This window comes from Sphingorhabdus contaminans, assembly GCF_007280415.1.
Classification (GTDB): domain Bacteria; phylum Pseudomonadota; class Alphaproteobacteria; order Sphingomonadales; family Sphingomonadaceae; genus Sphingorhabdus_B; species Sphingorhabdus_B contaminans.
Genome location: NZ_VKKU01000001.1, coordinates 1543408 through 1557325 on the forward strand (window position 1 = coordinate 1543408; position 13918 = coordinate 1557325).

11 protein-coding genes and 1 tRNA gene are annotated in these 13918 nt (G+C 56.3%); 5 read left to right on the plus strand and 7 right to left on the minus strand.

The features are described from left to right. Positions 1–7 precede the first annotated feature (7 nt). Positions 8–499 carry a hypothetical protein gene (locus tag FOM92_RS07455; protein WP_143776111.1) on the minus strand — a complete coding sequence of 164 codons (492 nt, stop codon included), beginning with the start codon at positions 497–499 and terminating at the stop codon, positions 8–10. Positions 500–643: 144 nt separating this feature from the next. On the opposite strand from FOM92_RS07455, the gene FOM92_RS07460 reads away from it, so the two are divergent. The 3 genes from FOM92_RS07460 to ahpF all read left to right on the plus strand — a co-directional run bounded on the left by FOM92_RS07460 (position 644) and on the right by ahpF (position 3146). After that, a tRNA-Arg gene (locus tag FOM92_RS07460) sits at positions 644–720 on the plus strand. A gap of 188 nt (positions 721–908) precedes the next feature. Next, positions 909–1472, plus strand: a complete 564-nt coding sequence (ahpC, locus tag FOM92_RS07465) for an alkyl hydroperoxide reductase subunit C (RefSeq protein ID WP_143776112.1) — start codon at positions 909–911, stop codon at positions 1470–1472. Between the two features lie 123 nt (positions 1473–1595). Continuing rightward, entirely contained in the window at positions 1596–3146 is a 1551-nt protein-coding gene (ahpF, locus tag FOM92_RS07470) for an alkyl hydroperoxide reductase subunit F (protein ID WP_143776113.1), read from the plus strand. A gap of 21 nt (positions 3147–3167) precedes the next feature. Here the strand turns inward: ahpF and FOM92_RS07475 are convergent, their stop codons facing one another. The 5 genes from FOM92_RS07475 to FOM92_RS07495 form a co-directional block, all read right to left on the minus strand. Then, a complete protein-coding gene (locus FOM92_RS07475) occupies positions 3168–4286 on the minus strand; it encodes an acyl-CoA dehydrogenase family protein (protein WP_143776114.1) in 1119 nt (372 codons plus the stop codon). Between the two features lie 116 nt (positions 4287–4402). Next, complete coding sequence (locus FOM92_RS07480; RefSeq protein WP_143776115.1) at positions 4403–6028, minus strand: alkaline phosphatase D family protein; 1626 nt, start codon at positions 6026–6028, stop codon at positions 4403–4405. 17 nt (positions 6029–6045) lie between these two features. Next, positions 6046–7164 (minus strand): kynureninase/PvdN C-terminal domain-containing protein, encoded by a 1119-nt coding sequence (locus FOM92_RS07485; protein ID WP_246087186.1) that lies wholly within the window; start codon positions 7162–7164, stop codon positions 6046–6048. Then, complete coding sequence (locus tag FOM92_RS07490; RefSeq protein ID WP_246087187.1) at positions 7161–7940, minus strand: tryptophan 2,3-dioxygenase; 780 nt, start codon at positions 7938–7940, stop codon at positions 7161–7163. The genes FOM92_RS07485 and FOM92_RS07490 overlap by 4 nt, the downstream gene beginning before the upstream one ends. 42 nt (positions 7941–7982) lie before the next feature. After that, on the minus strand, positions 7983–8582 hold the full coding sequence (locus FOM92_RS07495; RefSeq protein WP_143776118.1) for a TetR family transcriptional regulator C-terminal domain-containing protein: 600 nt from the start codon (positions 8580–8582) through the stop codon (positions 7983–7985). A 36-nt stretch (positions 8583–8618) separates the two neighbouring features. Between FOM92_RS07495 and FOM92_RS07500 the strand changes: the two genes are divergently transcribed. Both FOM92_RS07500 and FOM92_RS07505 read left to right on the plus strand, forming a co-directional pair. After that, positions 8619–9779: an aromatic ring-hydroxylating oxygenase subunit alpha gene (locus tag FOM92_RS07500; RefSeq protein WP_143776119.1), complete on the plus strand. Its 1161-nt coding sequence runs from the start codon at positions 8619–8621 to the stop codon at positions 9777–9779. Beyond that, positions 9776–11380, plus strand: a complete 1605-nt coding sequence (locus FOM92_RS07505; protein ID WP_143776120.1) for a phytoene desaturase family protein — start codon at positions 9776–9778, stop codon at positions 11378–11380. Before FOM92_RS07500 ends, FOM92_RS07505 begins: the two co-directional genes overlap by 4 nt. A 97-nt stretch (positions 11381–11477) precedes the next feature. Here the strand turns inward: FOM92_RS07505 and FOM92_RS07510 are convergent, their stop codons facing one another. Then, a complete protein-coding gene (locus FOM92_RS07510) occupies positions 11478–13910 on the minus strand; it encodes a TonB-dependent receptor (protein WP_170226823.1) in 2433 nt (810 codons plus the stop codon). Positions 13911–13918 lie beyond the last annotated feature (8 nt).

The following is a 13918-nucleotide window of genomic DNA, read 5'->3' on the forward strand; positions in this document are numbered from 1 at the left end:
ATTTGACTTATCCAGCCATTAGCTTGGGACACCGTACATAATGATAGTCGATCCCGCTATCCTGATCGGTACGGGTCAGTTTTTGGCGATTTTCGCTCATTTCGAAGCCGATGCTTTTGGTCCATTTCTCGCCTTCACCAACGAAATCAAATTCTGCCTCGATTGTTTTGGATGTCATCCGCTTGCCTGCGGTCATCGTCCCCGCCGATTCGTGAAACTTCAACAATCGTCCCTGAAGCGAAATGACATTTTCGCTATGGTCGGGATCGATCGGGCAATCGTCCAACGATTTCGCCCACCGCCCTTGGTAACCACTGGGGAACTGATTGATGGCGATTTCCAAAGGAACCTCGGCAACGGGAGTAGCGTTTGGAGCGGGATTGGTGACCGTCACCGGGTCCGACTTGGCCTCCGCCTGTTGATCCGATGCTACCGGCAGGCATGACCCTACGGCAACGCCCAGCAAACTTGCACCAACACATATCAATCTAGCCGTCATTTCAAACACCTCATTTTGTCTCGGAAAACGGTCAGAAAGGCGATGAGTTCCCATGGCGCATCATTATCGCAGCCAGCGGATCGATGTGCGTGTGAAAAAAGCACTTGGCGAAAACGGCCAGATACTGCTACGCGCCCGCCATCCGCACCCATAGCTCAGCTGGATAGAGCGCTGCCCTCCGAAGGCAGAGGCCAGAGGTTCGAATCCTCTTGGGTGCGCCATCTCTTCCCAATTTTATCTGTTTGCGCTTGAATTGACGCTGCGCGAACATATTTACAAAATATGTCGAGAGAATCGGTTTTAATCGATCAAATCGATTACTCTTTGCAAAAACAGTCGCTGGACGATTGCCCTGCAATCGGCTTTGGGGCTGCCATCGAAATTTACTTCACTCTCGAAAGGATAGAATATGGGAATTATAGGTTCGACCATTAAGCCGTTTACCGCACAGTCTTACAAGGCAGGCAAGTTCGTTGAAGTTTCCGATACTGACGTAAAGGGCAAGTGGGCTGTATTCTTTTTCTACCCTGCCGATTTCACCTTTGTTTGCCCCACCGAGCTGGAAGATCTGGCCGACCAATATGCCGATCTGCAAGCCATGGGCGTTGAAGTATATGCCGTTTCTACCGACACGCATTTCAGCCACAAGGCATGGCACGACAGTTCGCCAGCCATTGGCAAGATCAACTATCACATGCTGGGTGACCAGAACCATGTAATCAGCAACAACTTCGGCGTGCTGCGCGAAGGTCAGGGCCTTGCCGACCGTGCGACCTTTGTTGTCGATCCAGATGGCGTTATCCAGGTAACCGAAATCACCTGCGAAGGCGTTGGTCGTAACGCGGCGGAACTGGTCCGCAAGATCAAGGCCGCCATCTATGTACGTGAACATCCCGGCCAGGTTTGCCCTGCAAAATGGGAAGAAGGCAGCGAAACACTTGCACCTTCGATCGATCTGGTCGGCAAGATCTAACCCAACGACAACAGACGCCGTGCCGCCTTCGGATGGCGCGGCGCACCCCTCCCGAAAAGTTCAACCCCCTCCCACCGCAGTTTCTTGCGGAACGGTCCCGTTTGCCTTTGAAGAGACACAGCCATGCTTGATGCAGCAACAACAGCCCAGTTGAAAACCTATCTCGGAAACCTGCGCACGCCGGTCGAATTGGTCGCGACATTGGATGACAGTCCTAAGTCATCTGAAATGCGTACATTGGTCGAAGAAGTTGCAGCGCAATCAGACCTTGTCACCGCCCGTTTTGACGGACAGGCGGATCGGGTACCGTCTTTTTCCATCCGCAGCGCCGATGGTACGGCAGAAACCCGTTTTGCCGGATTACCACTGGGTCATGAATTTACCTCTCTGGTATTGGCGTTGCTCCATATGGGGGGACACCCGCCCAAGGAAGAGGCCGAACTGCTGGATTCGGTCCGTGCACTGGAAGGGGAATTTCATTTCGAGACCTTCTATTCCCTGACCTGCCAGAACTGTCCGGATGTTGTGCAGGCCATTAACATCATGGCCGCGCTTAACCCCAATGTGCGCCATGTTGCGATAGACGGCGCCCTGTTCCGCGATGAGGTTGAAACACGCAAGGTTATGGCCGTTCCCGCCGTTTATCTGAATGGCGAGCCATTCGGTCAGGGCCGGATGGATCTTGCGCAGATCATGGCGAAGCTGGACAGCGGAACCGTCGCCCGTGCCGCTGAAAAAATTGCCGCCAAAGATCCTTTTGATGTCTTGGTCATTGGCGGCGGCCCCGCAGGCGCCGCCGCGGCAATTTATGCCGCGCGCAAAGGAATCCGGACCGGTGTCGTTGCCGAACGATTCGGCGGACAGGTGCTCGACACCATGGGGATTGAGAATTTTATCTCCGTTTCGCACACCGAAGGCCCGAAGCTTGCGGCTCAACTGGAACAGCATGTTCGCGATTATGAAGTAGATATCATGAACCTGCAGACGGCGAGCGCCCTGATACCCGGCGAAGCAGGTGGATTGCATGAAGTAAAGCTTGCCAGCGGGGCCAGCCTGAAAGCCAAATCAATCATATTGTCGACAGGCGCGCGCTGGCGGCAAATGGGCGCACCGGGTGAAGAAATGTACCGCAACAAGGGTGTGGCCTACTGCCCCCATTGCGACGGCCCACTCTACAAGGGAAAGCGCACCGCCGTTATTGGCGGTGGCAACTCCGGCGTGGAAGCCGCCATCGACCTTGCAGGTATCGTGGCCCATGTGACGCTTATCGAATATGATAACCAGTTGCGCGCCGATGCGGTTTTACAGGCGAAACTGCGCAGTCTGCCCAATGTGACCATCATTACCTCCGCCCTCACAACGGAAGTGCTTGGTGACGGAGAAAAAGTGACAGGATTGCAGTATCAGGACAGGACAACCGAAGAACTTCACCAGGTCGATCTGGAGGGTATCTTCGTGCAGATCGGGCTGGTTCCAAATACCGAATGGTTGCAAGGCCCCCTCGCCCTGTCCGGGCGCGGAGAAATCGAAATCGACGCACATGGGGCGACAAACCTTCCGGGTGTTTTTGCCGCAGGTGACGTAACGACTGTACCCTATAAGCAGATCATCGTTGCCATGGGCGAAGGCACCAAAGCCGCTTTATCCGCTTTCGACTACCTCATTCGTTCATAAGGGACGGCGTTAACGCCGCCCTTATCCAAGCAACAAATGGCTTAATTTGGCGCGCTGCCATGCAGCGTCGCCAAATTGTGATGCCTGGAAAATTGCCGCGCGTCGATGCAGGCCGGCATCGCAATCATGGGTGAAGCCAAAGCCGCCATGGAACTGGATCGCCCTGTCGGCAGCAAAGCTGTAGACTCCATCTGCCGCGGCCTTGGCCATGCGGACAGCGATTTCGCCCATGCCCTGGTCACCAAAACTGTTTGCTGCACTGTAGAGGTGTGACCTTGCCTTTTCATAATCGACATAGGCATCGACTGTCGGATGTTTCAGCGCCTGATATTCGCCAATGATTTTTCCGAACTGCTTGCGGGTCTGCAGATAGCTGATCGTATAATCTATAACGCTTTGTGATCCGCCGCACATTTCGGCGCTTTGCAGTAATGTTGCCGCCAGCTCGATATGCGCCAGGGTTTGTGCGGCGATGCCAACCTCCAGCAACGCCGATTTTTCCACTTCAAGACCATCCAGCGACAGCGCAAAGCTGCGCTTGGTTTCGTCAATGATCGCTTCACGGCGCAGGCGTCCGGCAACCTGTGCGCCTGTCAGAAGCAGCAAAGCAGGTTTGCCGTCCAGCATGACGGAGACGATGATGCATTCAGCCGATTCCGCCCACAGCGAAAAAAGCTTTTCCCCAGACAGGTGCAATTTGCCACCATCGGAACGCGCCGTCGCGGTAATGTTAGTCAGATCCCAATCGCCGTGGGCTTCATAAAGTGCCAGAGTAGCAACCGTACCTTCCGCAATTTTGGGGAGCCATTCGGCCTTTTGCGCCTCTGTTCCACCTGCGATCAGGGCTTGCGCGGCAAGAGTCGAGGCGGTGAAAGGCGACGCCATCAGATGGCGACCCATTTGTTCCACAACAGGGACGACCTCTGCAAGTGTAAGGCCAACGCCACTATAGGCTTCGGGAATTGCAATAGCGGTCCATCCCAGCGCCGCCATTTCCGCCCAGACTTCGGCATCATAGCCGAGATCGCTGTCCATCAGCTTGCGCACCTTATCGATGGGAGATTTGTCGCGGCAAAATGTTGTCGCCACGTCGAGCAGTTCTATTTGCTCTTCGCTGTATCCAAGACCTGCCATCTGCATCGCACTCTCCCGTCTTTGTTTGATTCTCTTTGACGCGATGCCGGGGTAGAAATCAAGCTCGTTTAATCGAGCGATTAAACGAGCTTGATACGCTTCTGCAATCGGTGGGCCTACGCTCAGGCCGATTCAAGAATCTTGCGTCCCGGGCGGACTTTCATGCGGTGGCCGGCTTTGGTCTCGAGCGAGACGTCCTTGACGGTTTGCATGAACACCCATTCGTTTGTTGCAGCCTGGGGCGTCAGTGACAGATGCATATAGCCCCGGTTCGACGTATCGACCCAGCGCAGTTCCTGCTTGCTCGCCTCTTGCAGATTACGGGCAATGACGGCGGGGTCTACGCCCACAGTGGCGCTTTCAAAGCCGGGCGAACTGACGCTGTGGCCACCAAATTCGACGCCCGCCGGTTTGCCATCTTCCGGAAGGTCGAACGCCCAGCCATTGTGGCTGTCACCGGTCACCACAACCAGATTGGCATCCGCCCGCTGTGCGGCGGCAAGAACGCGGGAACGGGCCACGGGATAACCACCCCAATTGTCGAGATTATAGGGAAGCCCGGCCTTTGCCGCTGCTATCCCCTGACGCACAAAATTCTTGGTGCGTTCCGGCGCGTCCTTGGGGAACCAGTTCATCGCCTCTTCGGGCGTGAAATTATATCCCATATTGGTGCCGGTTCCCAACACCGCCCAAGTTGCCTTGTTGCGTGCAATCGCACCGAACAACCAGCTTTCCTGCTCCGTGCCGAACATCGTCATGGCAGGATCGCGCCATGCGCCATCACGAAAATCCGCAAATGCCTTGGCCGGATCCGCCGACCGCATCAGATCGCCATGGAAATTGGGTTTTGACCGGGCAACCATGCGCGTATCCGTGCGGTAATAGGTTGCAAGATCGCCAATGGGATATTCCTTCCAGGGTTGTTCACCCACCGGCAGCCATTCCCGCCACACTTGCATTGCCGCGTTCCGCCGCGCGTTCCAGTCGCCCTCGTCGGGTGTATGGTTCTGCGCACCGCCTTCCCACGCGTCATTTGCACCCTCATGATCATCAGTATTGGGGATCATCGGGAAATTGGCGTGCAGCGCCTGCAGTTGCGGGTCGGAGCGATAACTGGCGTAGCGCAGGCGATAATCCGCCAGCGTCAGTATCTCGTCCGCCGGGAATATACGCGCTGCAAATTTCGCGCCGCCATCATAACCGCCGCGGCCATATTCATAGATATAGTCGCCCATGTGCAGGACGAGATCGATATCCTCACGCGCCGCGGCATGGCCATAAGCGTTGAACTCGCCGAAGCCGAGGTTTGAGCAGGAGAATATCGCGATGTTGAACTTGCTCGCCTTGCCGACCGGCAGGGTCTTTGTACGCCCGACAGGCGACATGCTGCCATCGGGCGCGATGAAACGGAACCAGTGCCATTTGCCGGGTGCAAGATTGTCGACCGTGATCTTCACCGTATGGTCGCGCCATGGACCGGTTACCATCTGCCCGCCACCGGCAGTTTTCGCAAAATCACGGCTTTCGGAAATTTCAACCCGAACCTTGGAAGGGCCGCCCGTAGGGTTGACGTAGCGTGTCCACAGCAGAACCGAATTCGGCCCGGGCTCACCACTGGCGACATTATGGGTGAAACCGGTCAATCCCAACAACGCCTGCGCCATCGCCGCGCCGCCCGGAAGCATCAGTCCACCAATACCAAACCCGGCGGTTGCCAATAGCGCGCGGCGATTTAAGATAAAAGACATCCCTGTTTCCTTTTTTATCAGTTTATTAGTTTCAATATTTCAGTCAATCGGTGAACATCCTCCGGATCCTGATACAGGCCAAAGCCGATCCGCAACACATCACCCCTGACATCGGTCACAACCTGATGCCGCGCCAGGCTTTCGTGCAGTTGCACAGCGCGCGGTCCCTTGAACGCGAGAAAACGCGCATGCGGTCCGTCCGTCAAAGGGTTTAGCAGGGTCATGTCCATCATGGCGCAAGCGCTAAGAAATTGCTGTTGCAGACGTGTGACATGCGCCGAAATTACTTCGGTCGAAAGCCCTTCAATGTCCAGCATCGAACGGATGGCGCAGAATCGGTAAAGGCCCGACGGGTCAAAAGTGCTTCCCAGAAACCGGCGACCATCGGGAGCGTAGCCCACACTGCCCGGGGGTAATGCGAGGTCGTCAAATTCGGCATACCATCCGGTGATTTCAGGCCGGGGCGCGAAGCCCTGAGGGGCGTGAAGGAAGCAAACGCCCTCCCCCGCCATGGCATATTTATAGCCACCCGACAGATAGAAAATGCGGTCGGCAACATCGGCGAGATTTGTGGGAATGGCCATGAAGCCATGATAGCCGTCAATCACAACCCAGGGCCCTTCCGGCTTTGCCAGCGCGGCAAGCGGGGCGATGTCGACCACATGACCGGAGTTGAAAAGCACGTGGCTGGCGAAGATCAGGTCATATTCGTTCCGGCCAGCCTCGGTCGCCAGATCGTCCGGTGGCACCTGTTTCCAGATAATCTTACCGCTTTCCACCCATCGCGCCATTTGCCGTCGGAAACTGTGGAACTCTCCGTCGCTCGACAAGATCCGCAAAGATTGCCGGTCCATCGCGGAAAGGATGCGTATAAGGAAATCATGGGTATTGGACGAAAAACTGATGGTTGCCGGATCGGGCAAGGCCAGTTCAGACGCGATATGTCCTTGCGCCTCTGACCAGAGGCTTCCCATGATCACGCCCCATTTATGGTCCGCCAGATGGGCGGCGTCTGTCCATGCCGCCATCTGGCCGTCATGGCTTGCATCCGGCCAGAGATGGTGGCTGTGCGCCGCAAAATGCAACCGATCGGGTGCGGCAGATAGCGACCGGCTGAAAAGATGCTTGAAACTCACAATTGCGTCCGCAGCGACCAGAGTTCGGGAAAGGCCCGCTTACTGAGGGTGCTGCTCAAATAGCTCACGCCTGCTGTACCGCCGGTACCACGCTTTCCGCCAATGATCCGCTCGACCGTGATGACATGCTTGTGTCGCCAGGTGGCCATGGCATCGTCCAGATCGACCAGTTTCTCGGCCAGTTGATATAATTCCCAATAACGTTCTGTGTCGCGATAAACTTGTAGAAATCCGGCTTCGACTTCGGGTGAAAATATATGGGGCTGCGCCCAGTCACGCGATAATTGCCCCAGAGGAACGTCAATTCCTGCCCGCGCCAGGGCAATGATTGTATCGTCCCAAATACTGGGTTCGGTTAGAGCCTTCATCATTGCCGCACGCGCTTCGGGTCGGTCTTCCTGAAATTTCAGATGCGCACTGTCTTTGAGGCCAAGCATGAATTCGACGGTGCGAAACTGGTCCGATTGAAATCCGGAACTCGGCCCTAATACGTGCCGGAACCGTGTGTAATCGGATGGCGTCATCGTTGACAAAACATCCCAGCTTAATGTCATAACTGCTTGAATACGGCTAACTCTTGCTAGCGCCTTATATGCCGGAACAAGCGCATCACTCCGGATTTGTGCCTGGGCCAGATGGAGTTCGCGGATCATCTGCTTCAGCCAGAGCTCCTTGGTCTGGTGGATGATGATGAACAGCATCTCGTCATCCAGTTCCGATTGCGGATGCTGACAGGACAGCAATTCATCAAGCGCAAGATAACGCGCATAGGTCATGGGGGCATCGCTCATACCGCAACATTAACGTTGCAATTGAAACTATGCCAGCAAACTATCCAACCACTTTTCCGCAAGTCCCTCCGCCTCGTCGACACTGAAAGGCGCATTGCCGAGACTGAGTTCCAGCCAGAGCCCGTCGACCAACGCCGTCAACGCGACCGCCATCAGGCGCGGGTCATCAGGCGCACCGGGACAGAGGGCAATGAGGCGTTCCATATCCCGCCGGTTTTCGGCATAAATTTCCTCATGAATGCGACCGATAACGGAATCGGTGCGCGACAGGCTCCAGAAAGCAATCCATGTCGCGAGCAATTCGGGGTCGGCGATCGGCTCGCGAAAACTGGCAGTCACAAAGGCGAGTAGTCGGCCGCGCGGATTATCGACAGGCACCGTCTCCACCGCATCATGCAGGGCTTTCGCAACCCGTGCGCCGGTTGCACGATAGGTCGCGGCGACAAGCGCATCGATGCCATCAAAATAGTGCCGCAAAAGACCCGGCGACACTCCTGCTTCCACACAGATGGAGCGGACAGACGTACCTTGCGCACCTTGCGTTGCCAGACAATGCGCGCAGGCCGCAATCAAGGCCTCTCTGCGGATATCGGCGCTCTCGCGGGTAAAGGCTTGTCGAGTGCTCATGCAGTTGTTATACACTCGTATAACAAGGGAATCAACATGTCCGTTCAAACAATACAGGATCGCGCAGAAGCGCTGGAAGGCTGGAGCCTGCCAGCCTGGACCTACAATGACCCCGAATTCGCCAAGCTGGAGGTCGAACGTATTTTTCGCCCCGCATGGCAGGTGGTCTGTCATGTCAGCGACATTCCAAAGGCCGGCGACTGGCATAGCCTCGACTATGTCGGAGAAAGCGTAATCGTCGTGCGCGGAACGGACCTGTCCCTGCGCGCCTTTACCAATGTGTGCCGTCATCGCGGTTCACGTCTGGTGGATGGATCAAGCGGCTGCGCCAAAAAGCTGGTCTGTCCCTATCATGCGTGGACCTATGATCTGGATGGCCGCCTGACCGGCGTGCCAGACAGTGCGTCCTACCCCACATTGGACAAGGATAAAGCCGGTCTGGTTTCGGTAGATATGGAAATCTGGCGCGGTTTCATTTTTGTCCGGCTGGAAAGTGGCGGACCATCGGTGGCGGAGATGATGGCGCCTTATGAAGATCAGGTCGCGCCTTATAAATTTGAAGAATTGAAGGCGCTGGGCCGCGTCACCCTGCGGCCACGTTCCGTGAACTGGAAAAATGTCGGCGACAATTATTCCGATGGCTTGCACATACCGGTCGCGCATCCCGGCCTGACCCGCCTGTTCGGCAAAAGCTATGGTGTGGAGGCAGAACCCCATGTGGACCGCATGTGGGGCGACCTTGTCGACCGGACATCGTCTAACTGGTCTGAGCGCGCGTATCAAAGCCTCCTGCCGCCGGTCCCCTATCTGCCCGACGCCAATCAGAAGCGCTGGCTCTATTTCAAATTATGGCCCTCTGTCGCCTTTGACATTTATCCTGACCAGGTTGATTTCATGCAATGGCTGCCAACGGGTCCGGATAGCTGCCTGATCCGCGAGATCAGCTATGTGCTGGACGACGACCGGCGCGAAATGCGCGCGGCGCGTTACCTGAACTGGCGTATCAACCGACAGGTCAATGCCGAGGATACCGAACTCATTACCCGCGTCCAACAAGGTATGGAAAGCCGCACATTTTCCATGGGGCCGCTATCGGACAAGGAAGTCTGCCTGAAAAGCTTCTGCCGCCGCGTCCGCAATCTGATCCCCGAAGCCTGTCTTGAAAAACGCCCCGCGCCGGGCTGGAGCCACACATGACCAAAAAATATGATGCCCTGATTATTGGCGCCGGCCATAACGGCCTTGTCTGCGCATTCTACCTCGCCCGTGCGGGCCTCAAAGTCCGCATAGTCGAGCGCCGCGACGTTGTCGGCGGTGCTGCGGTGACTGAAGAATTCCACCCCGGTTTCCGCAACTCCGTCGCGAGCTACACTGTCAGCCTGCTGCAACCCAAGGTTATTTCGGATATGCGGCTGGCCGACCACGGCTATCGCGTCATTGAACGGCCCATAAGCAATTTTCTGCCACAGGAAGATGGCGGATATCTGAAGCTGGGTGGCGGACTTGAACGGACACAGGCGGAATTCGCGCGCTTTTCCAAACATGATGCTCAGGTTTTGCCGGACTATTATGAAATGCTGGAAAATGTGGCCGACGTCCTGCGTGACCTGGCCCTGAAATCGCCGCCCAATGTCGGCGATGGTTTGAAAACCTTCATTGACGCAGCCCGCCAGGGACGTGGCCTTATGAAGTTATCGCTCAGCCAGCAGCGCGATGTGCTCGACCTCTTTACAAAATCGGCACGTAGTTTCCTCGACAGCTGGTTTGAAAGCGAAGCCGTTAAGGCCGCATTCGGCTTTGATGCGGTCGTTGGCAATTATGCCAGTCCCGATACGCCCGGCAGTGCTTATGTCTTGCTCCATCACGTCTTTGGCGAAGTGAACGGCAACAAAGGCGCCTGGGGCCACAGCGTCGGCGGGATGGGCAATATCACCCAGATCATGGCCAAGGTGTGCCGTGAACTCGGGGTCGAGATCAGCCTCGAAGCACCCGTCGCCCGCGTGTTGGTCGACGGCGAAAAAGTTGCCGGTGTTCGGCTCGAAAGTGGCGAAGAAGTAATGGCCGACCGCGTCGTTTCCAATGTCGGGCCGAAGATTTTGTACGAGCGTATGTTTGGTGACGGTGACCTGAAGCCGGAATTCAAGCGTCGTATTAAAGGTTTCAAGGCAGGCAGCGGCACCTTCCGCATGAACGTCGCACTTTCCGAATTGCCCAAATTCACCTGCTTGCCCGAGCCCGGCGAACACCACCAGTCAGGAATCATCATTGCCCCGACTTTGGATTATATGGACCGCGCCTTCCTTGACGCAAAACGTGATGGCTGGTCGCAAAAGCCGATTGTGGAAATGCTGATCCCGTCGACCATCGACGACAGTCTTGCACCCCCTGGCCAGCATGTCGCATCACTCTTCTGCCAGCAATTCGCACCCGAATTGCCGGACGGACGCGATTGGGACGCCGAAGAAGGCAAGGCAGCCGATCTGATTATCGACACGGTGGAGGAATATGCCCCCGGTTTCCGTGCCTCGGTATTGGGGCGCCAGATTTTGTCGCCCAAGGGGCTTGAACAAAAGTTCGGCCTTGCCGGTGGCGATATCATGCACGGCAATATGAGCCTGGATCAACTATGGTCCGCACGGCCGGTCCTGGGGCATGGTGCCTATCGGGGACCGTTGAAGGGCCTTTACATGTGTGGCGCAGGCACGCATCCGGGTGGTGGCGTGACTGGTGCACCGGGCCATAACTGTGCGGCCGAAATACTGGCGGACCGCAGTTTTCTGGGTCGCCTTTTCGGCTAATCTCGGGGTTAATCCTCCAAAATGAAAAGCCGGGCCTGAACAGACCCGGCTTTCCCCCCTGTCACCCACGGTGATGAACCGCGGACGTGACTAACTTTTAAAAATCACGCGAGAATTTGATTCCGATCACGCGTGGTTTGATGATGGTGTCATAGAAAGCACCGCCGGTCGGCGTTGCAGGTGTAACACCTGTTCCGCAGACGGTTTCGAGGCATTGCACGCCGGTGTTGACGATACCGCGCTCATCAAACAGGTTGGTTGCGAACGCTTCGATATCCCACTGGTCTTTCTTGATACCAAAGGAGAAATCGACGGTGGTGTAAGCCCCCAGATTGCCCTTGATGGCGTTTTGTGCGGGACGCAAATCGCTCCGGCGGCTGCCGATATGGTTCACGGCAAACTGCACATGCCCATCCCAATCCGAAATCGGGAATTCGTAGCGGGCGACTGCATTACCCTTGAACTTCGCAGTAACGGGCAGACGCGATCCCGCAGGAGCGAGCAATGCATTCACTTCACCAGCGGGTCCGGGCAATGTGCAATCAAAGGTTGCGTTTGCAATACGGCAGAAATCACGACGGATTTCCGCGTCATTATAGCTCATGCCCGCGTTGATCGAGAAGCCGCCAGCGCGATAGCCCACGTCCATTTCGACACCGCGAATACGCGCGATACCGGCGTTGCGGATTTCGGTCAGGCCGTTGGCACCCAGGAAGGAGAGCTGGATATTATTCCAGTCTTCCTGATAAACCGCACCGTTCCAGCGGAAAGCGCCGAAGGTCGTTTTCCAGCCCAGTTCGTAGTTATCAAGCTTATCCGAACCATAGGGCGGCAGAGTGCCGCGGCGGTTGATACCGCCCGGACGGAAGCCACGCGACCAGGTTGCATAAACCAGCGCATCGTCGCTGAACTTGTAGGTGGCATTCAGCTTGTGGATGAATCCTGTGTCCGAGGTCGACTTGTCAACATTGGTACAGGGACTGCCCGCCACCAAAATGGGCACAGGTGTGCCGGCCGGGTTGGCGCGGCGGGTTGTGCCGTCGGTGTTCAGACATGCGGCTTCGCCGGTCCGGCTGGAATATCCGGAGGAGAAACCGAAGAAACCCTGTAACGAGTTGTCGAACTTGTAATAACGCAGACCGCCCGTCAGTGAGAGCTTGTCGGTTATGTCGTAGGTCATTTCACCGAACGCCGCATAGTCGCGGTCGACACGAAGCTGCTTCGTCAGCCAGATATTGCTGGCAGTGCCGGTCACGGTGATCGCATCGGCGATATTATCGATGATGTAATTTTGTTCGATATTGTGCGACTGGCGCTGGTAGAACAGGCCACCGATAAACCGCAACGGCGCATCGGCAGGGCTTGCGATACGCAATTCGCCGAAGGTCTTTTTATACCGGTCGATACCCTGAATATACTGGTTCGGGTTTACGAGATTGCCGGCATTGTCGTAGAAATAATTGCCGTATCCCGCCAAAGCGTCATAGAAATAGGCATAGTCCGAATAGTCGCTTTCGGTCTCCGTCTTGCGGCGGAGATGACCACCGGCAAGGGTCAGGTCCCAGTTGCCGATCTTACCTTCAATCGTCAGGGCGGCCTGGATCCACTTATCGCGGCTGCCTTCGGGGTTGTACTGCACGGTCTGCAGTTCGTCCGTGGTCTGGCCGGAGCGTTCCTGCGAATAGCTGCCTTCGGTATTCTGCACCTGACCCATGACCGTCGGCTTAATTGTCCAATTGTCGTCGAGGTCAATGCCCAAGGCAAGGCGGGCACCGTAGGTTTCGGCGTCGTTATAGTTTTTCTCGACCAGCGCAGCATTGTTCTGCGTAATGCCGGATGATGCGTAGGTGCGGGCACCGAAGATATTGTCGATATAGCCGCCATCATCACGGTACCAGCCGACCAGACGTGCAGCGGCCCCTTCGCTGATGGGAACGTTCAGGAAGCCTTCGTAAATCGCACCAAAGTCGCCATGGGCCACATTGTTGATTTCAACACCGGCGCTGCCGTAGAATCCGGAAGGATCGGGCGCGTTTGTGACGAGCTTCAGCGTACCGGCCATCGAGCTCGCGCCGTACAATGTGCCCTGCGGCCCGGCCAAGGCCTCGACACGGGCGAGATCATAGGCATGCAGATCGAGCGCGCCCTGAATGGTGGTGATCGGCATTTCATCAAGATAGGTGCCGACGGTCGGCAATGATGCCGAGTGGTTGGCGTTTTCACCGGAGGCTACGCCGCGGAAATAGACCTGTGCAAAGCCGGGACCACCCTGCTGGATTGTCACCGACGGAAGGAATTTGACCACATCCTGCAGCTCGCTCACCTGCAGCTGGTCAAGCTTTTCATTGCCGATGGCATTGATCGCGATTGGCACATCCTGCAAATTCTGCTCACGCTTTTGCGCTGTAACCACGATGACATCGCTGTCCTCGTCGGCGGCATCCTGCGCAAGAGCAGGCATTGCGATACTGAGACCTGTCGATGCGAGCAGCATGGACAAAGTCGTGCGGACTTTCGATTTACTTTGCATTTGGCGCA